The 18994-nt window shown below is 65.7% G+C and carries 21 protein-coding genes; 8 read left to right on the top strand and 13 right to left on the bottom strand.

Annotated elements, in window-relative coordinates; genetic code table 11:
• Nucleotides 1-194: 194 nt before the first annotated feature.
• Both FQV39_RS00740 and FQV39_RS00735 read right to left on the bottom strand, forming a co-directional pair.
• Nucleotides 195-803, bottom strand: a complete 609-nt coding sequence (locus FQV39_RS00740) for a flavin reductase family protein (RefSeq protein WP_149128570.1) — start codon at nt 801-803, stop codon at nt 195-197.
• A gap of 1 nt (nt 804) precedes the next feature.
• On the bottom strand, nt 805-1374 hold the full coding sequence (locus FQV39_RS00735) for a nitroreductase family protein (RefSeq protein ID WP_149128569.1): 570 nt from the start codon (nt 1372-1374) through the stop codon (nt 805-807).
• Between the two features lie 103 nt (nt 1375-1477).
• On the opposite strand from FQV39_RS00735, the gene FQV39_RS00730 reads away from it, so the two are divergent.
• The gene (locus FQV39_RS00730) at nt 1478-2386 is read left to right on the top strand and encodes a hypothetical protein (RefSeq protein ID WP_149128568.1); all 909 of its coding nucleotides are present in this window, start codon (nt 1478-1480) and stop codon (nt 2384-2386) included.
• A gap of 143 nt (nt 2387-2529) precedes the next feature.
• On the opposite strand, the gene FQV39_RS00725 is transcribed toward FQV39_RS00730, so the two are convergent.
• The 6 genes from FQV39_RS00725 to yidD form a co-directional block, all read right to left on the bottom strand.
• Nucleotides 2530-3255 (bottom strand): SGNH/GDSL hydrolase family protein, encoded by a 726-nt coding sequence (locus FQV39_RS00725; protein ID WP_149128567.1) that lies wholly within the window; start codon nt 3253-3255, stop codon nt 2530-2532.
• A 23-nt stretch (nt 3256-3278) separates the two neighbouring features.
• A complete protein-coding gene (locus tag FQV39_RS00720; RefSeq protein WP_149128566.1) occupies nt 3279-4682 on the bottom strand; it encodes an OpgC family protein in 1404 nt (467 codons plus the stop codon).
• A gap of 141 nt (nt 4683-4823) precedes the next feature.
• Nucleotides 4824-5441, bottom strand: a complete 618-nt coding sequence (locus FQV39_RS00715) for a GDYXXLXY domain-containing protein (RefSeq protein ID WP_149128565.1) — start codon at nt 5439-5441, stop codon at nt 4824-4826.
• Complete coding sequence (locus FQV39_RS00710; protein ID WP_149128564.1) at nt 5441-6733, bottom strand: DUF2157 domain-containing protein; 1293 nt, start codon at nt 6731-6733, stop codon at nt 5441-5443. The genes FQV39_RS00715 and FQV39_RS00710 overlap by 1 nt, the downstream gene beginning before the upstream one ends.
• 189 nt (nt 6734-6922) lie before the next feature.
• Nucleotides 6923-8974 (bottom strand): threonine--tRNA ligase, encoded by a 2052-nt coding sequence (gene thrS / locus FQV39_RS00705; protein WP_248313483.1) that lies wholly within the window; start codon nt 8972-8974, stop codon nt 6923-6925.
• 80 nt (nt 8975-9054) lie between these two features.
• Nucleotides 9055-9396, bottom strand: a complete 342-nt coding sequence (yidD, locus tag FQV39_RS00700) for a membrane protein insertion efficiency factor YidD (protein WP_149128563.1) — start codon at nt 9394-9396, stop codon at nt 9055-9057.
• Between the two features lie 134 nt (nt 9397-9530).
• Between yidD and FQV39_RS00695 the strand changes: the two genes are divergently transcribed.
• Complete coding sequence (locus FQV39_RS00695) at nt 9531-10292, top strand: phosphatase PAP2 family protein (protein WP_149128562.1); 762 nt, start codon at nt 9531-9533, stop codon at nt 10290-10292.
• On the opposite strand, the gene FQV39_RS00690 is transcribed toward FQV39_RS00695, so the two are convergent.
• Nucleotides 10293-10739, bottom strand: coding sequence for an iron-sulfur cluster assembly scaffold protein (locus FQV39_RS00690; protein ID WP_149128561.1), 447 nt, complete (start codon nt 10737-10739; stop codon nt 10293-10295).
• Between the two features lie 244 nt (nt 10740-10983).
• Between FQV39_RS00690 and folE the strand changes: the two genes are divergently transcribed.
• The 3 genes from folE (at nt 10984) to FQV39_RS00675 (ending at nt 13284) form a co-directional block, all read left to right on the top strand.
• Nucleotides 10984-11628, top strand: a complete 645-nt coding sequence (gene folE / locus FQV39_RS00685; RefSeq protein WP_149128560.1) for a GTP cyclohydrolase I FolE — start codon at nt 10984-10986, stop codon at nt 11626-11628.
• 77 nt (nt 11629-11705) lie between these two features.
• Nucleotides 11706-12113 carry a phosphoribosyl-AMP cyclohydrolase gene (gene hisI, locus FQV39_RS00680; protein ID WP_149128559.1) on the top strand — a complete coding sequence of 136 codons (408 nt, stop codon included), beginning with the start codon at nt 11706-11708 and terminating at the stop codon, nt 12111-12113.
• A gap of 136 nt (nt 12114-12249) precedes the next feature.
• On the top strand, nt 12250-13284 hold the full coding sequence (locus FQV39_RS00675) for a patatin-like phospholipase family protein (RefSeq protein WP_149128558.1): 1035 nt from the start codon (nt 12250-12252) through the stop codon (nt 13282-13284).
• A 119-nt stretch (nt 13285-13403) separates the two neighbouring features.
• Here FQV39_RS00675 and FQV39_RS00670 read toward each other — a convergent pair whose 3' ends face one another.
• On the bottom strand, nt 13404-13835 hold the full coding sequence (locus FQV39_RS00670; protein WP_149128557.1) for a CBS domain-containing protein: 432 nt from the start codon (nt 13833-13835) through the stop codon (nt 13404-13406).
• A 196-nt stretch (nt 13836-14031) separates the two neighbouring features.
• Nucleotides 14032-14844, bottom strand: a complete 813-nt coding sequence (locus FQV39_RS00665; RefSeq protein WP_149128556.1) for a rhomboid family intramembrane serine protease — start codon at nt 14842-14844, stop codon at nt 14032-14034.
• 509 nt (nt 14845-15353) lie between these two features.
• On the opposite strand from FQV39_RS00665, the gene FQV39_RS00660 reads away from it, so the two are divergent.
• From FQV39_RS00660 to FQV39_RS00650, 3 genes are all read left to right on the top strand, one after another.
• Entirely contained in the window at nt 15354-15923 is a 570-nt protein-coding gene (locus FQV39_RS00660) for a PAS domain-containing protein (protein WP_149128555.1), read from the top strand.
• A gap of 60 nt (nt 15924-15983) precedes the next feature.
• Nucleotides 15984-16598 (top strand): PilZ domain-containing protein, encoded by a 615-nt coding sequence (locus tag FQV39_RS00655; protein WP_149128554.1) that lies wholly within the window; start codon nt 15984-15986, stop codon nt 16596-16598.
• A gap of 401 nt (nt 16599-16999) precedes the next feature.
• Nucleotides 17000-17635, top strand: a complete 636-nt coding sequence (locus FQV39_RS00650; protein WP_149128553.1) for a transglutaminase-like cysteine peptidase — start codon at nt 17000-17002, stop codon at nt 17633-17635.
• Nucleotides 17636-17810: 175 nt separating this feature from the next.
• Here FQV39_RS00650 and FQV39_RS00645 read toward each other — a convergent pair whose 3' ends face one another.
• Both FQV39_RS00645 and FQV39_RS00640 read right to left on the bottom strand, forming a co-directional pair.
• Entirely contained in the window at nt 17811-18341 is a 531-nt protein-coding gene (locus FQV39_RS00645) for a gamma carbonic anhydrase family protein (RefSeq protein ID WP_149128552.1), read from the bottom strand.
• Nucleotides 18342-18500: 159 nt separating this feature from the next.
• The gene (locus tag FQV39_RS00640; protein WP_149128551.1) at nt 18501-18827 is read right to left on the bottom strand and encodes a DUF6949 family protein; all 327 of its coding nucleotides are present in this window, start codon (nt 18825-18827) and stop codon (nt 18501-18503) included.
• Nucleotides 18828-18994 lie beyond the last annotated feature (167 nt).

Below are 18994 nucleotides of genomic sequence, written 5' to 3'. Positions count from 1 at the left end.
CGGATGAGGGGTCGCGCGGCCCTACATCGTCATTGCGAGCACAGCGAAGCATCCAGGGGGATTGGGCTGAACCTCTCATCCAGTCCCCCTGGATTGCTTCGTCGCCCAGCTCCTCGCAATGACGGAAAGCACAGCGCGCCCCCTCATCCGGCCCTTCGGGCCACCTTCTCCCGCAAGGGGAGAAGGGAAGCGCCCTATCCGCCCACAGGCCGCTGGATCGAGAACAGGCTCGTCACCTCGGCATAATCGGCATAGCCGCAGCGCGCGATCGGGTTGGCGCCAGCCGTATCGAAGCGCCCGTCCTTGACGAAGGTGTCGTCAATGAAGGTGCCGACGACCTGCCCCAGCACCATCCAGCGCGGCACGGCGTTACCGTCGAGATCGTGAAGCTGCTGGATCGAGAGCAGCTTGCATTCGAGCGCAGCCGGCGTGCCGGCGACGCGCGGCGGCTTGACGAAGCGCGACGGCGCCATCTCGAGCCCGGCGTGGATGTACTCGTTCTCGCCGCGTGGCAGCGGCGCCGAGGTCAGGTTCATCGTCTGCGCCAGGGCCTTCGTCACCAGCGAGCAGGTGAACTCGCCGGTCTCCTCGATGAAGGCGACCGCATCCTTCTTGTTCTCCGACGAGAACATCACGATGTTCGGCCGCGACGAGATCGCGTTGAAGAAGCTGTAGGGCGAGAGATTGACCTCGCCCTTCGCGCTCAGCGCCGTGATCCAGCCGATCGGCCGTGGCGCCACGATCGCCTTGAACGGGTCGTGGGCGAAGCCGAGATCGTCCTTCGACGCGGAGTAGCAGGTCACGTCAGGCTCCGTAGTAGCTGACGATGTCGGCCATCACCGGGCGATCTCGATCCGTGATCGGCGCCGTCGGCGTGCCGATATGGATGAAGCCGGCCATCCGCTCGTCCTCCGCGAGTCCGAACGCGGTCATCACCTCGCGGTCGAAGGAGAACCAGTTCGTCAGCCAGGAACCGGCATAGCCCATGGCATAGGCCGCCACGAGCATGTTCATGCAGACGGCGCCTGCCGAGAGCTCCTGCTCCCAAAGCGGGATCTTGACGTGCTCGCGCGCCCGCGAGACCACCGCCACGATAACGGGCGCATGCAGCAGGCGCTTGCGCTCGAACTCGACCTGATCGTCGCTTGCCTGCGGATTCTTCTTCTGGAAGACGCGCGCGACCACCTCGGCCGCCTCCTCGCGCGCCGCGCCGGTGAAGATGATGAAGCGCCAGGGCGCCAGCTTGCCATGGTCCGGCACGCGCGCCGCGATCGTCAGCAATTCGTCGAGCTCAGCGCCTTGCGGCCCCGGAGCGGAGAGGAACTGCGGCGGCACCGAGCGACGCAGCTTGAGCAGAGAGAGCGTATCGGTCATGAAACATCCGGGCGATGGCGATGGGATTGACCTATTCCTTCGCCATCATGAGGACAAGCGCGCCTGCTCATACATCGCCGCAGGGGCGCCGAGGACAGAAAGCATGCTTGAATTGGATGGTTTTGAAGCTGGCCGCCGCTTCGCCGGCCTCGTCTTCGCCGTGGCCGTCCTCCTCTCGCCGGCCTCAGCCCAGACCACGACGCCCGACACCGGCCCCGGTGCGGACGCCCAGGCCCCCGCGCCCCCCGGCGCTTCGACCGCGCAGGCCAGGCTCAGCGTCTCCGCGCAGTTCGCAAACGATCGCAGGCCGATCAAATCCGGGCTGAACTGGCGCATCCTCAGCGAAACCGTGGACGGATCGGCTCCGAAGATCGTTGCGCGCTCAGCCGAGCCCGAACCGAGCTTCTCGCTGCCGCCAGGCAACTACATCATCCACGCCGCCTATGGCTTCGCCAGCGGCACGAAGCGCGTCAGCCTCGGCGCGCAGGGGCTGCGCGATCAGGTGCAGATCAGCGCCGGCGCGCTCTCGCTGGCGGGCTCGATCGGCGACGCGCCGATCCCGGCCGGGCAACTCACCTTCTCCGTCTTCGTGCCCTTGCAGGGAAACTCGGAAGGGCGGCTCATTACCAGCGGCGCCAAGGCCGGCGAGATCATCCGCCTGCCCGAAGGCACCTATCATGTCGTCTCGACTTACGGCGACTCCAACGCCATCCAGCGCGCCGACGTGAAGGTCGAAACCGGCAAGGTCACCGAAGCGACGCTGCATCACCGCGCCGCCAAGGTCACCCTGAAGCTCGTCGCCAGCGCCGGGGGCGAGGCCTTCGCCGGAACCGCCTTCAGCGTGCTGACACCGGGCGGCGACGTCATCCGCGAGGCCATCGGCGCCTTCCCGCAAGTCATCCTCGCCGAGGGCGACTATGTCCTGATCGCCCGGCAGGAAGGGCAGGTCTATTCGCGCGACTTCAAGGTTGAGTCGGGCTCCGACCGCGATATCGAGGTTCTGGCGAAGTAGCCTCCGTCATGCTCGGGCCTGCCCCGAGCATCTCGGAAACCAGCGCCTTTTCCGGCAAGAGATTCTCGGGTCTGCGCGGAGTTTATCCTTGGGCCGACCGAAGGTCGGACCCGAGGGCTCCGCCCGAGAATGACGCGCCCGGCTCAGTTCGGCGGCTTCACCTCGCGGCCCGCCGCCTCGATCCGGACATTGCCGATGCCGGAGACGATCCCGTCGGCGAGGCGCAGGCCGAGGCAGCGATAGCCGGCATCGACCAGATGCAGCCCGTCCATGCCGAGCAGTTCCTCCGGCGTGAACTGGCGGGAGTTCGACCAGCCCTTCATCAGCGCATAGCGCGGGAAGAGCGAAATGCCCTGCTCCTGTGCCGTCTTCATCAGGACGGCGCGATAATCGTCGTAATGCGGATAGCGTCCCTCGCGCGGCAGCCACGGCAGATCCATCAGCACCATGTCGATCCCGGCGGCGCGCGCCTTGCTGATGCCCTTGTTGAGGATCTTGGCCAGCTTCTCCTCGCCGATGTCGCGGATCGCATCGTTGATAACCGTCTGCCAGATCACGATCGCGGGCTTCTCATCGATGACGTCGGCCTGCATGCGCAGCAGCATGTCATAGGCCGACTGGCCGCCGACGCCCTTGTTGATGACCGTGACCTCGGCACCGGGCAGGCGGCGTGTGAGTTCGGCCTGCAGCACTGACGGATAGCTCTTGTCCTCGGCGCTGGCGCCGGAGCCGGCCGTGGCGGAGGAACCCAGCGCCACGATCGTCAGCCGGCCGGTTTCCTGCAGCGCCTTGCGGGCCTCCGGCAGGTTCGGCTGGAAGGCGGGCTTCATCGCATCGGCGCGGCAGCGTGTGTCGGCCGGCGCCGGCATCGGCGCTGCGATGGCGGGTGAATTCAGCGCGAGGACAAGGAGGGCCGCGGCGCCTGCGCGCCACGGGCCGGGACAGGTTCGGCGCTTGCGCCGCGTTTCGTGATCGAACGGTACCACGACAGGAAGATCCCTAACCCTGTCAAAATTGTAATGCCCGCGGTGCAAATCAGCAACTGAACGCCCAAAGCGAAGGAAGTTTCGGCCAGAACGATCTGCCCGATGATCGAAAGCACGATCCCGACGCAGAAGACATGGAGCGAATTCTGCCCCGCCGAGGCCAGCGCGCGTCCGAGCATCGGCTTCGCCATGGCCCCGCCGGCCGGCAGCCAGCGGATCGCGAGCCAGATGAGCGCTCCGATATGCATCAACCGGGTCCAGGCCAGATTGGTCTTGTCCGAGCCAAGCTGGACTGAATCGAACCAATCATTCAACGCGCCGATGCCCGTCGGGTTGCCGGTCGATATCTTCACCGCCCAGGCGAAGACAATGAACGCAACAGCAGCCACATCGAGCCACAGCAGCCGCGGCGCGGCGACGCCGAGTTGCGCCGCCCGGCCGATGATGATCCCGAGCGTGAAGACGACCTGCCAGGCGAAGGGGTTGAAGAACCAGACACCGGCACTGCCGTTCGGCAGGTTGAGCTCGAAGACGAGCGCGGCCTGCCAGACCGTCAGCGAGACGGCGAGCGTCAGCAGCGGGCTGATCCGCACCGCATAGTAGATCGCCGGGAACAGCGCGAGCAGCACGATGTAGAGCGGCAGGATGTCGAGATAGGACGGCTGATAGGTCAGGGTCAGCGCGCCGATCAGCGCCTCGACCGTGTCGCGGAAGAAGGGCTGGATGTTGATCGTCTCGATATAGAGGGGGTTCTGCGTCTGCGTGACCGCCGTGGCGACGACCCCGCAGACGAGGATGAAGACCGCGAGATGGGCGATGTAGAGCGTCCATATCCGCTCGCCGAGCTTCAACGCCGCGAGCGAGAAGCCGCGTTGCTCGATCAGCCCGCCATAGGCCAGGGCGGCCGAGACGCCGGCCAGCAGGACGAAGATATCGGCCGCGTCCGAGAAGCCGTAACGATGCGGCATATAGGCCGAGACCACGTTCCCGGGCATGTGGTTGATGAAGATGATCAGCAGCGCAAGCCCGCGCACCACATCGATTCGCGCATCGCGCCCGCCGGCAGAGCGCACCGTGCCATCGGCCGGCTGGCCGAGAAGCAGGAAGCGTCTGAAGGAGGGGATGGACGACACGGGGCTGTCCTTCAGCAGCGAGGAAGGGCTCGGGCGGTACGCAGGCGGCCGGTCGCGGCTCCCCGGCGGCGGGCCTTCAGATGAACATTCCCTGTCGAGTCTGTTCATCTGCCGTTCATATAACCGAAGAGGATTCGCGTCACGCGGCGCGTTGTCACAAGCGCGTGTGGCGATCATTTCGACGCTTTGCGGCGGAGGTGAGACGAACCCCGTACGGGCCTTCGACGACACGGCAACGTGATGCGTGCGGGTCGCTGTGCAGCTGTCAGAGCGCCGCTTGAAGCCGGCGCGATCGCTGAATGGACGGCCGGCCGCCTGTCAGTAAGGCGGTTCCTGATAGACCTGCTTGCCGTCGATCAGCAGGCGCTTGATCGCCGCCTCGCCCGACGACGACACGGCCGCGACGACCTCGATCCGGGCCTTTTCGGTGGCCTCGATCGCCTTGCCCTCGCCTTGCGGCACGAAATAGCTCTCGAGCCCATAGGCGATGCGCAGGCGGCTGCGATTGCCGCGGCAATCGGTCTCGCCATTTGCGTTGATCGCACAGCCGCCGATCGACGTCACGCGTCCGGCGATCACGACGGCCTCGCCGCTGCCTTTCGGCCACTCGCGCGAAACGCCGACCGCCCGCGCGAAGCCCTGTTCGTCGCGGCCGAGCGTGACGAAGACGGTTTCGCCGCGCTGGTATGGCCGCGCACCCTCCTGCCCCGCCTCGACCATGCTGATCGGATAGCCGAGCACGACGTAATCGCCACGGAAGAGATCACGCGGATCGACCGGCACCGTTTTCAGCCGCACCTCCGTCCCGTTGCGCAGGACGCGCGCCCGCTGCTCGACCAGGGCGAGCAGGACGAGCCCCAGCAGCAGCGCGGCGGCGACTGCCCGCCAGAGCAGCGGTACCTTCGCGGCAATCACATCGGCCGAGAACGAACGCATCACGCGGCCTCCCTCTCGGCAGGCGGGTTCAGCCGCGCGAACAGGCGCCGCGCTCCCGAGGCAACAGCCAGCAGCGCCGCCCCGGCGATGAGGAAGAACAGCGACTGATCGAGCAACGTGCCGATCGTCTGCCAGAGTAGGATCAGGATCGCGATGCCGAACAGGATGGAGCCCGCCATCACGAGCCGGCGAACGCCACCCGCGGCCCCGGCGACCATGAGAGCCGTCGCCGAGAGGAGGATGAGGCTCGCCACCGCGATCTTGCCGGGCATGCCGGTGACGATGCCGCTCCAGAACACGGCGGGCACGAGCAGCGCCAGCCCGAGCGCGGCCGCCAGTGGCCAGGTGAAGCGCCGGTCGCGGGCTGTTACCCCGGCCAGGATCGTCAACGGGACCGCCACGGCATAGGCATAGAACACGAAGAGGAAGGCATGCCCGGCCCGGGCCTCCTCATTGTCGAGGATGCGGATCAACTCGACGTTGAGAACGACCACGAGGCCGAGCAGGCCCCAGGGCAGGCAGGCCGTCAGCAGGCCCGGACCGCCCCGGTCGAGCGCGATCGCGCCCAGCGCGACGTAAAGGGCCGAGACCGCCAGCCCATAGGCCAACAGCCCATAATCGAAGCGCTCGAACAGCCAGTAGCCGGGCGCCATACCGATCCAGAACGCGCCGGCCAGCACGGCCAGATGCTGGATCAACCGGTTGTTGCGTGACAGCGCCAGCCACAGCGCCGGCAGATAGAGGATGAAGAATTCGAAATGGGCGCCGCCGCGCAGCTCTTCCCAGCGCCCGAAGCTCCAGGCGCAGATCGCGACGAAGGCGATGGCGAGGGCCCCGCTCGACCGCATCAGAGAGGCGGCAGCGAGCGCGCCGAGCGCGACCAGCACAGCCCCACCCGGCCAATCGGCCGGCAGATGGTACATCTGGCCGACGAGCGCGAGCCCGGCGCCGAAGATCAGCACGCCGCAGGTCACCGCCGCGTCGCCGCCACGGAGCGAGCCGCCGCGCTCCAGCCGGAAAGCGAGTGCAAAGCAGACCGCGATGCCTGCGAGGATCACGCCGAGCTTGGCGAGGCGCGGGATCGCCTCCCAGTTTGCGGCGACGAAGGCGGCGACGCTCGACGCGATCAGCAGCCCGCCGAGCAAGCCAAGCAGCGCCGGCAGGCCGAAACCGCTATGCTCACGGACGACCGAGCGGCGGATCGCCCCGGCGCTCTCGTCACTGAGCAGCCCGCCATCGACCCAGCGGATGAGATCGGCCTCGAGCCGCTTGCGATAGGAACCCGTCAGCATCGCCGGCAATCTGGCACGATCGCCGCGCCTTTAGCTAGAGTACTGCTCATAAGGCTCCGTCATTCCGGACAAGCGGCGTAAGCCGCGCCGATCCGGAATCCATCGTAAGGCTTGACGCTCTTCGATGGATTCCGGGTCAAGCCCGGAATGACGCCCCCGACGGGGAGCGTCCGAGCATGACGAAGACCGTCAGGCCAACTTGGCCGCCTTGGCTGCCTTCGTCCGTGCGAGATCGGGCGCCGATGCCTCCTGCGTCAGAGCAGTGAGCGCTTCCGAGAGCGGCATCACGATCTGCGCCTGGCTGCCGAGGCGGCGGAGCGTCACGGTCTTCTCCTCAGCCTCGCGCTTGCCGACGGCGATGATGACCGGGACCTTCGCCAGCGAGTGCTCGCGCACCTTGTACGAGATCTTCTCGTTGCGCAGATCAGCGCGGGCGCGCAGGCCGGCGCCCATCAGGGCCATCGTGACCTCCTCGGCATAGCCGTCGGCATCCGAGGTGATGGGCGCAACGATGACCTGCTCCGGCGCGAGCCAAAGCGGGAAGTGCCCGGCATGGTGCTCGATCAGGATGCCGGTGAAGCGCTCCAGCGAGCCGCAGATCGCGCGGTGGACCATGACCGGCTGCTTCTTCTCGCCGTCGGCGCCGATATAGAAGGCACCGAAGCGCTCCGGCAGGTTGAAGTCGACCTGCGTCGTGCCGCACTGCCAGTCACGGCCGATGGCGTCGCGCAGCACATATTCGAACTTCGGCCCGTAGAAGGCGCCCTCGCCCGGGCTGATCTCGGTCTTGATCCGGTTGCCGGACTGGGCCGCGATCTGCTCCAGCACCTTGTGCATGACGTCTTCGGCATGGTCCCAGAGCTCGTCCGAGCCGACACGTTTGTCGGGCCGGGTCGAGAGCTTGATGACGAGGTCGTCGGTGAAGCCGAAATCCGAATAGACCGAGAGGATCAGATCGTTGATCTTCAGGCACTCGGCCGCGAGCTGCTCCTCGGTGCAGAAGATATGCGCATCGTCCTGCGTGAAGCCGCGCACGCGCATCAGCCCATGCAGTGCGCCCGACGGCTCGTAGCGATGAACGTTGCCGAATTCGGCAAGCCGGATCGGCAGATCGCGATAGCTCTTCAGCCCATGCTTGAAGATCTGGACGTGGCCGGGGCAGTTCATCGGCTTCAGCGCGAAGACGCGATGATCACGCTCGGCATCCGTCGGGTTCTCGAAGGCAGCGGCAGACTTCACCGCAAACATGTTGTCCTGGTACCAGCCCCAGTGGCCCGAGGTCTCCCAGAGCGACTTGTCGAGGATCTGCGGCGCATTCACCTCCTCATAGTCGGCGGCCAGGCGCCGCCGCATATAGGCGATGATCTCCTGGAAGAGCCGCCAGCCCTTGGAGTGCCAGAAGACGACGCCCGGCCCCTCCTCCTGGAAGTGGAACAGGTCCATCTCCCGGCCGAGCTTGCGGTGGTCGCGCTTCTCCGCCTCCTCAAGCTGTTTGAGATAGGCGTCGAGTTCCTCCTGCCTGGCGAAGGCGGTGCCGTAGATGCGGGTCAGCATCGCGTTGTTGCTGTCGCCGCGCCAATAGGCGCCGGCCGTCTTCATCAGCTTGAAGGCGTTGCCGACCTTGCCCACCGAGGTCATGTGCGGGCCGCGGCAGAGATCGATCCAGTCGCCCTGCGCATACATCTTCAGCGTCTGGTCAGCGGGAATCGCATCGACCAGCTCGACCTTGTAGGCCTCGCCCTTCTTGGCGAAGAAGTCCTTGGCCTTGTCGCGGCTCCAGACCTCCTTGGTGAAGGGTTTGTCGCGCGCGACGATCTCGCGCATCTTCTTCTCGATCGCCGGGAAGTCCTCAGGGGTGAAGGGCTCGTTGCGGGCGAAGTCGTAATAGAAGCCGTTCTCGATGACGGGGCCGATCGTCACCTGCGTGCCGGGGAAGAGTTCCTGCACGGCTTCGGCGAGGACGTGAGCGGTGTCGTGCCGGATCAGCTCCAGCGAACGCGGGTCCTCCCGGTTCAGGAACTCGATCCTGGCATCGCGCTCGATCGGATCGGCGAGATCGACGACCGTGCCGTCGAGCGCCATGGCGACGGTGCGCTTCAGGAGAGAGGGGGAAATGCCCTTGGCGATATCGACCCCGGTGATGCCGGAGTGGAATTCGCGCTTGGCGCCGTCGGGAAAGGTCAGGGAGATCGTCGACTCGCCACTCTTCTCTGCGGGAAGCGAGCGGGGGCTCGACTGCATGAACCCCGCCATATGATCCTTCATCATGATACTGAGTATCCTGCTCACTCGGGGATACGAACCCCGTAAGTCAAGGCCGGTTACGCCTGTGAGGTGGTTCCGCCGCCCGCAACCGGATCGGCGCCGGAATCGATAGCCGCCGGCACGTTCGTCCCGCGCCAGCGGCCATAGGCCCACGGCCTATACCACCTCGCGCCCGACGGCAATTCCTCGCAGACGATATCGATGCCGCTCGTACCCCAGGGGTTGCAGCGGCAGATCCGGGCGAGGCCGATCCAGCCGCCGCGCCAGAGCCCGAAGCGCTGGACCGCCTCGTCGGTGTAGGTCGAGCAGCTCGGCCAGTGCCGGCAATGGCGTCCGACCAGCATGGAGAAGCTGAGCTGATAGCCGCGGATCAGGATATGGGCGATCCTGCGCGGCAAAAGTGTAAGCCTTCGCAAGCGCGAAAATCTTTGCTTAACAAAGAGACGCTGGAATAGATCGTCTGCTTCGTTTTGTTCAGCCGTCACCAGAACCCGTTTCCCATGCCCGTTTTCAATTGCCTGATATCGGAAACATGATGCGCGCCGCTCGCTTTCGCCATGCCCTTCTTCGCCAGGTCCACCTGCGCAATGCTGTTGCGGGGGTCGGACTGGCGTTGAGCCTCGGCCTCGCCGCGCCTGCCTCGGCCCAGCAGCGGCCTTACCTGCTCTGGCTCGATGGCACCAAGCTCGACATCGCTCATATCATCGGCCTGCCCCCGGCGCAGAACAGCCCGGAAGCCAAGGCCGAGTTCGAGCAGGTGCAGCAGCTGACGCTCAATCGCACGCCGGAGCGCGAGAAACAGGCGATCGCCGACCAGCGCCAGGGGCTGGTCAACTTCCTGAACGGCATGCAAACGAACTATGTCGACAACACCCATCGCGAGGTGCGGTTGCTGTTCCGCGAGGCGCAGGTCGAGCTCGGTATCCTGCTGAAGAGCGTCCACCGCCTGACCAGCCGCACCCGCCCCTTCCAGCTCTGGGCCAAGGTCCGCGTCAAGCCCTGCCCCGGCGCGCGCCCGGAGGGCACCTCCTTCCCCTCCGCCCATGCGGCGACGGCTGCGCTTTACGCAGAGCTGCTCAAGGCGGCGGTCCCTTCAATGGCGGACAAGCTCGAAGAGCGCGTGAAGAGCTATGACGAAAGCCGCCTGATCTGCGGCTTCCACTTTCCCAGCGATCTCGTCGCCGGCGACAAGGTCGGACGCGCCGTCGCCAAGGCCCTGCTGGCCGACCGCGCCTTCAAGGCCCGCTTCGACGAGACGATTCCCGAGATCAAGGTCGCCTTCGGCGTGAAGTGATCAGGCGGCGGCCTCGCGCCGCCGTGCTTCGATCTGGTCGATCGCGTCGACCACCGCATCGAAGGTCAGCATCGTCGAGGCATGGCGCGCCTTGAAGTCGCGCACCGGCACGAGCACGGCGAGATCGGCCCATTTGCCCTCGGGCGGCTCGGCATTCTCCTTCAGGATGGCGCGGGCCTGCTCGCGCACCCGGCGCAGTTCCTCGGCCGTCGAGCCGACGACATGTCGTGCCATGATCGAGGAGGAGGCCTGTCCGAGCGCGCAGGCCTTCACCTCATGGCCGAAGCCGGTGACGACGTCGCCCTCCATGGTGACATCGACTGTCACGGTGGAGCCGCATAGCTTCGAATGAGCCCGCGCCGTGGCGTCCGGAGACGGCAGGCGCTGCAGCAGGGGGATGTTGGCGGCAAGTGCCAGAATGCGCTTGTTGTAGACGTCGTCCAGCATGGCTCGGCCTATAGTAAGTTCAGGGACGGATTCACCGATCAGGTTGAGCAACCTGATCGGATCCGGCCCCGGCGGCTCTGGAATGACCGGCTCGGAGAACCAATATAGGGTTGATCGCCGCGGAACGGGAGGGCATGGGAACCTTATCCGCCGCAAGGTATCAAAACTTGTCGCAACGGCCTCGCGGCCGCGGCCGCTTGGCCGTCGAACGCGTGGCCTCCATCGTCCCAACGGGAGGCACCACATGATCCCTGTGGTTAAGTCCTTGTCCGTCGAGGGGGCCGTCGCCCCCTCCGCTGACAAGTTTCTGGTCCGCAAGCCGACGCGGGAAGAGGCCGAGGCCGCCGTCCGCACGCTCATCCTCTGGGCTGGAGACGATCCGTCGCGCGAGGGCCTCGCCGAGACGCCGCAGCGCGTCGCCAAGGCCTACAAGGAACTCTACAGCGGCTATGCCGAAGACCCTCATGACATTCTCGACCGCGTCTTCGAGGAGGTCGACGGCTACCAGGACATGGTTCTGGTGCGCGACATCCCGTTCTATTCGCATTGCGAGCACCACATGGTGCCCTTCGTCGGCAAGGCGCATATCGGCTACTACCCGTCGAAGGGCGTGGTCGGCCTCTCGAAGCTTGCCCGCATCGTCGACGTCTATGCGCGGCGCCTGCAGACGCAGGAGACGATGACCGCCCAGATCGCGGATGTGATCGAGGAGGCGCTGGAGCCGCGCGGCATCGCCATTCTCGTCGAGGCCGAGCATATGTGCATGTCGATGCGCGGCGTGCAGAAGCAGGGTTCCTCGACCATGACGACACAGTATCGCGGCATCTTCCGCGACGACCCGGCCGAGCAGGTCCGCTTTTTCACCATGGTGAAGTCGCCGGGACTGTAGTCCCAGCGGTTGGCGACACCCGGCCAGTTCCCTACAAGGCGCGTCGGACGACGCGCCTTTTCCACGATGGAGCCGAGATGAGCCCCTTCCCTGCCGCGGCCGACAAGCACGCCCTCGAGGAGGGCACGGTGCTCAGCCCCCGCTTCGACGCGAATGGCCTCGTGACGGTCGTCGCCACCGAGGCCGACAGTGGCGCGGTGCTGATGGTCGCGCATATGAATGCCGAGGCGCTGCAGCGCTCGATCGAGACCGGCGAGGCCTGGTACTGGTCGCGCTCGCGCCAGGAGCTCTGGCACAAGGGCGCGACCTCCGGCCAGATCCAGTCCATTGTCGAGATGCGGGTCGACTGCGATCAGGATGCGATCTGGCTCAAGGTCAAGGTCGGCGGCGACGGCGGCTGCTGCCACACCGGCCGCTGCTCCTGCTTCTACCGGCTCCAGCCACTGCGCGAGGATGCGCAGAAGCCGTTGATCATCTGCACCTGAAGCCGGCGCGCATCGGCAATGCCATCGGCGCGCCTTCACGGTTCCGTCAAATGCAGGCGATAATGTCGCCTGTCATGCCGTTCACCATTCGCTCATCGGCTTCTGAGACCCTAAATTCCCACGGAGGGACGGGTCCATGTTCTGGGACAATACCGCGCGGCGGGCCTTTGGTCTCGGCGGAGGTGGGGCCGCGATGAACGAGATGCGTTCGATCGAAGAGCGGTCCTTGGCGGTCAGGCCGAAGATCGGCCTGGCGCTCGGCGGCGGCGCGGCCCGCGGCTGGGCCCATATCGGCGCCCTCGAAGTCCTGATCGAAGCCGGCTTCGCCCCTGACGTGATCGCCGGCACCTCGATCGGGGCGGTGGTGGGCGGCTGTTATGCCGCCGGCAAACTGCCCGAGCTCGCGGAATTCGCCACCAGCCTGACCAAGCGCCGCATCGTCGGCCTGATGGATTTCCATATCGGCGGCGCCGGCCTCATTGCCGGCGGGCGGCTGAAGCGCCTGCTCGATCAGCATCTCGGCAACATCCGCATCGAGGAACTCTCGCATCGCTTCGTCGCGATTGCGACTGAACTCGGCTCCGGTCATGAGATCTGGCTGACGCATGGCCCGCTGGTCGATGCGCTGGGCGCCTCCTACGCCCTGCCTGGCGTCTTCGATCCGGTGAAGCTCGGCGGCCGCTGGCTGATGGACGGCGCGCTGGTCAACCCGGTGCCGGTGACGGCGGCCCGCGCGCTCGGTGCCGACATCGTGATCTGCCTCAACTTGAACAATGACCTTTCAGGCCGTGGCACGATCATCCAGAACCACGGCTCCGATCCCGATCCGCTGATCCCCGAGCTGGAGATCCGCCCCGAGCCACGCTGGTATGACGGCATCAGCGGGGCGGCCAAGCGCGTCCGCAACATCGTCGGCCGCCCCTCCGAGAACCGTCCTGGTCTGGCCGGCGTCATGATCGACGCCTTCAACATCACGCAGGACCGAATCTCGCGTTCGCGTCTCGCCGGCGATCCGCCGGACGTGATGATCGGCCCCAAGCTCGGCCGCATCGGCCTGTTCGATTTCCACCGCGCCGACGAGACGATGGAGCTGGGGCGGCAGGCGGCGCAGCGCGCGCTCGACGATATCGCCGCCCTCGTCGCCGCCAGCCATATCGCGCCCGACAGCTGAGCCGGGCGGGCTCGATCACCGCGCGTCCTATCGGACGCTATAACGGCGATCTATGCACTTGTTATCGCATCGGATTTTCCGAAGGGTGGATTCCACCTTTCGGTCCGATGCAATACCCGTCAGGCCATCGCGATATAGTCGCGCATCGCCTGGCTTTCAGCCTCGATCGCTGCAACGCGATGCTTCACCACGTCGCCGATCGAGACGATGCCGGTAACACGCCCGTTCTCGACCACCGGGACATGGCGGAAGCGGCCCATCGTCATGATTTCCATCAGCTCGTCGACGCTGGTCTGCGGCCGGCAGGTCACGACCTTGGAGGTCATCGATCGCGACACGGCGCTCTCCAATGCCGTGGCACCATGCTCTCCCAGCGCACGGATGATGTCGCGTTCGGACAGGATGCCGACCAGCGCTCCGTCCGACCCCATGACGACCACGGCACCGATGCGCTTCTCGCTCAGCGTGCGGATCGCCTCGGCCAGCGTCCGGTGCGGCAGCACCGAGATGACCTCGTGCCCCTTGTCGCCCAGCAGCTTCTCGACATTCATGGAAGTCCCTCCTCGCAGGCGCGCCATCGCCGGCGCGCGGTTCCGCTGGAACCCCTCGAGTCACCGGCAACCTTGCGATGCCGGACCGGCTCGAAGAGTGCTTCGCAATGATGCGAGTGTGCGGGAAGAGACCGGCGCAGGCAAGGCTTGCCAGCCTTTTGCCGGACGCCGTCTCCGCCGGATCGAACGCCGCCGCTCAGCGCCTGAGCGTGCCTCGGTCGAGCAGGGGAAACAGCAGCAGCCCGACGACGAAACCGCCGATATGAGCCTCCCAGGCGATGCTCGTCTCCTCGCCGAGGATCGGCACCAGCCCGGCCCCGAACAGGATATTCGTCGCGAACCAGATGCCGATGAACAGGAGTGCGCGGGAATTGCGCCAGAGCTGGCCGAGCGGCTCGGCTGGAATCGCCCGCACCACCTCGTCGTTGCCCAGTTCACCGAAGCGCAGGCCTGGGGCGAAGACGAAACGGATCGCCGCGGCGGTGGCTCCGGAGACGCCAGCCGACGCGCCGACCAGCGGCAGGACGTCGAGATCGCGCGACCACCAGTGCAGCAGCGCCCCACCGATCGTCGAAAGCGCCATCAGATTGAGGAAGCGATTCGTCCCGAGCCGCCGCGCCACCGGGCTGCCGAACGCCGCCAGCCAGACCGCGTTCGACACCAGATGCAGCCAGGAGCCATGCAGGAACCCGTAGGTCAGCAGGGTCCAGAGCCTGACGCCGCCGTCGGCGAGAAGCAGCCGCACGAGCTGCAGCCTCTCGACCACATCCTGTCCCGCCGTGGACTGCGCCATCGCGCCGACCACGTCCTCCAGCCGCCCGGGCGAAAGCCACAGCGTCAGCCGCGCCGGCACGAAGGCCAGCCACGACATCAGGACGTAATCGTCATAGTCGGACAGCAAGGAGCGCCCCGCCTGGATCAGCGCCAAAGCGGCGAGCAGCCAGACGACGGCCGGTGGCAGGTTGAGCGCCGGCTCGCGTGCCGGTCGGGGAGGATCTTGAAGAGCCATGCGGCGTCACACTTGCCGAAGCGCCCATGCCGCGCAAGCGCCGGCCTATCGCATCGGACCGAAAAGTGGAATCCACTTTTCGGAACAATCCGATGCGATGACAAATCGCTAGAGGCTGTTATCGCGTCCAACAGGACGCGCGGCGATCTGGCGCGATGCAACGAAAAAGGGGAGCGGCTCGCGCCCTCCCCTTTTCCGTCGGCTGTGATGCCGCCCGGTTAAACCGGCCGGCAAGGTCACGCCCCCTTCCACCTCGCAATGCGGGCAAGCTGAACGCCCGCGAATTCCGAAGCATTTTATACGCATTCGAGCGATCTTCCACAAAGGTAAGATTTGGTTAACCCTAACGACCCCGCCTGCCTCCCCCGACTCAGATGACGGTGGCAAGACGGCATGGCGAATGCGTCCTCGGTTCTCAGGGGAAGCGATTCGTCCCTCTTTCGAACGGTTCTGCGCCAATCTCGGTCGCCGCACCGCCTCGAGGGACAAGCCGGCAGCATGGGCGCAGGATGAAAAACACAAGCACACGTCTGGTTTTCGAATATTGGGACGCGTTGCGCGGCGAGCGGGCCGCACCGGAGCGTGGCGAGATCGAACCCGGTGCGTTGCGCCATGCGCTGTCCGACACCTTCGTGTTGGAGAACGAGCCCATCGGCCCCGTCTTCCGGTTGGCGGGAACCCGCCTCTGTGCGCTCATCGGGCACGAGCTGCGGGGACGGGCTTTCACCGCGCTCTGGCCGGATGTCGAATCGCAAGGCGACATGCGCCGCCTCGTTCAGACGGTGATGGACGAGAGCGCCGGCGCCGTCGCCGGCCTCTCCGGAGAATCCAAGACCGGCGCGCCGATCTATCTGGAGTTGCTGCTGCTGCCGCTGCGCTATCGCGGCCGCACCCATGCACGCATTCTCGGGGCACTTTCGCCGGCGGTCTCGCCGGACTGGCTCGGCCTCGATACCATCCAGTCGATGCGCATGATCTCGCTGCGGATGCTCTGGCCTGCTGCCAGCTCTCGCCCACCCGCAACACCGCGCCGGGCGGAGCCGCCGCGTCTCGTCGTTCTGCCGGGCGGGCGGGCCTGATCGGAACGATCCGTTAACCAGACCGCGCCTACGATCCGGCCGAATCCAGGTCGGTCATTGATGCTGAGCGCGCTCCAAACGCCCCGAACGGCTGCCTTTCCTGCTGAACGCAGGCGGCATCACCGTATGAAGGTGGTGCTGCTGGGTCGCTACATGCTGCCCAACCGCATGGAATATCCCTGCCAGACGATCGACATTTCGCCGGGCGGCGTGCACCTCGCCGCCCCCGCCAAGGCGAAGCCCGGCGATCGCGTCATCGCCTATCTCGAACATCTCGGCCGAATCGAAGGCACCTGCGTCCGCACGACGATGGAAGGCTTCGCGATGACCATCACCGCGACAAGCCGCAAGCGCGAGAAGTTCACGGCCCAGCTCACCTGGCTCGCCAACCGCGAGGAGCTGGGGCTTCCGGAAGATCGCCGTCACGAGCGCGTCGTGCCGCGCAACCCGCGCTCCATTCTCACGATGGACGACGGCTTGGAATACGTCGTCCGCATCGTCGACATCTCGCTCTCCGGCGCCGCCTTTTCGAGCGACCTCGATCTGCCGATCAATGCGTCGGTGCGGATCGGCTCGACACCGGCGCGGATCGTGCGCCGCTTCGACGGCGGCTACGCAGCGGAGTTCCGCTTCCCGCTCTCCGCCGATCTGCTCGACGAAAACCTCGAGCTCTGAAAGCCGGCCCGGCCGGCCGCTTCGCGCAAACCGCCTGAGCTTCGAATATCTGCGCTCCCGTGCGGCCGCGGCATGCGGCGATCTCTGCATCCTCTTATGAATCTGGACCCCCGCGGCGGCGTTGCCGATGGGGCGCTGGAAGCTGGCGTGCCGGCTCCATGACGAGCCTCGCCGCTTAAGGATTACGTAAGTTAATCATCTACTACAGGACAACGAAGAATTAATGCTTAACATATCGTTACGCAATTGATACGAATCGTTACTTCTCCATTCCAGCAAGATTGATTCTGATCTATTCTTCGCTCACCACCTGGTCGAATACATAAATTTGTACGTTTCCATTTCAGCCGGAATCCATTGGCCAGCACGCATCGTCAGTCCCGGGACAGAAAGGGGACGACATGCTCTCAATTCAACGCAATCTGATTGGTACTGCTCTGGCTGCTTTGGTCACCCTTGGTGGAGCAGCCGCAGCAAATGCGCAGGGCTCGGTCGGCATCCCGGTCGCAAGCCTTCCGGCCGAAGCCTCTGGCGACGCCCGCGCGCCCTATGCCTGGACGGACTTCTGCAAGCGCACCGCGTCCGAATGCCGCACCGACACCCGCGAGCCCGAGCGCATCGAGCTGAACGCCAAGCTGTGGAAGACGATCGTCGCCATCAATAACAGTGTCAACCGCGAGATCGAGGCCGTCACCGACGAGGATCACTGGGGCGTCGTCGATCGCTGGGATATCCCGACCGACGGCAAGGGCGACTGCGAGGACTACTCGCTGCTGAAGCGCAAGCGCCTCGCCGAGGCCGGGCTGCCGCGCCGCGCCATGCTGATGACCGTCGTAATCGACGAGGAGAACGCCGGCCACGCCGTGCTGATGATCCGCACCGACCGCGGCGACTTCGTGCTCGACAACAAGCGCAATGCGATCCTGCCCTGGAGCCAGACCGGCTACGTCTACGTCAAGCGCGAGTCGCAGTACCGCACGGGCTGGACCTCGCTCGGCGGCGCGCAGACCCCAACGGTCGCCTCGGTGCAGCGCTGATGAAGGTTACCGCGACCACGATGCGGTTGCGGTAGAAGGACGGCGAGGCTCGGTCACGTCCCCACCCACCCGTCCCCAAGGATCGGGTTTCGCCAGGGCCGGCTTTCCTCCCCGGAAAGCCGGCCCATCTCTTTTCAGAGATAGGTTCGCAAGCGCGAAGAGGTTGCTGCGCTTGTCAGCCGAGCTTTTCGAGACCCGCCGCGAATTGCTGCCAGCGCCGGACATAGGCTTTCGCCGAAGCGGTAATGCCCGCTGCCGCCTTCTCGTCCAGCGTCCGCACCGCACGCGCCGGGGCGCCGACGATCAGCGAATTGTCTGGAAATTCCTTGCCTTCGGTCACCAGCGCATTGGCGCCGACGAGGCTGTTGCGGCCAATCTTCGCCCCGTTCAGCACGGTCGCGCCCATGCCGACGAGGCTGTTCTCACCGATCGTGCAGCCGTGCAGGATGGCGCGATGGCCGATCGTGCAATTGGCCCCCACGGTCAGCGGAAAGCCCATATCGGTGTGCAGCACGCAGCCTTCCTGGATATTGCTGTCCTCGCCGATGGTGATCCACTCATTGTCGCCGCGCAGCACCGACCCGAACCAGATCCCGACACCGGCGGCGAGCCGGACCCGCCCGATCACATGCGCATCGGGCGCCAGCCACCAGGCGCCCTCATCCGGCACGTCGGGTCTTGTTCCATCGAGCGCGTAGAGCGGCATGAGCGATATCCTGATGCTTAGATCGCCGCGCGTCCTACCGGACGCGGTGCCGGCGATCTATGTAATGGTTATCGCATCGGATTTTTCCGAAAAGTGGATTCCACTTTTCGGTCCGATGCTATAGATCGCCCGAGGATTGCAGGGGCCCGCCCCCCGCCGTCAAGCACCGAGCATGTGCAGAAGGTCGAGCACCACGCGGCCGGACGCCATGCCCCAGACCGCCGCGGTCATGCTGGCCAGCATCACGAACATGAAGGGCCGGCCCTCGATCCGCCCGCCATGCACCGTGTTGCGCAGGATCAGGAAGGGCGCGCTGAAGACCACGACCGGTACGCTGGCGACGGCGGCAAGCCCGCCCCTCTCCAACAGCCTGAAGTCGGCCCGATGCGAGGTGAACAGCTCGAATGCGCTCGCCAGCAGCCCTGCGAAAGCAAAGCCGATGAGAAGCGACTGGAGCGCCTCGAGCGCGGCAGGCTGAATGGTCACGGGCGCGGTCCCTCCCCGGAACGACGCGCGAGAGCCTGCCGCATGGTTTACGAACTGTGAAGGCGAGTCTTTACCAATGGTTAACGATACAGCATCGGACCGAAAAGTGGGAACCACTTTTCGGAGAAATCCGATGCTCAAACAAAAGGATAGATCGCCACTTCGCG

Origin of the sequence: Bosea sp. F3-2 (assembly GCF_008253865.1) — a bacterium.
GTDB lineage: Bacteria > Pseudomonadota > Alphaproteobacteria > Rhizobiales > Beijerinckiaceae > Allobosea.
The sequence above is the reverse complement of the archived record's forward strand: the minus strand, read 5'-3'. Positions and strand labels throughout refer to the sequence as shown.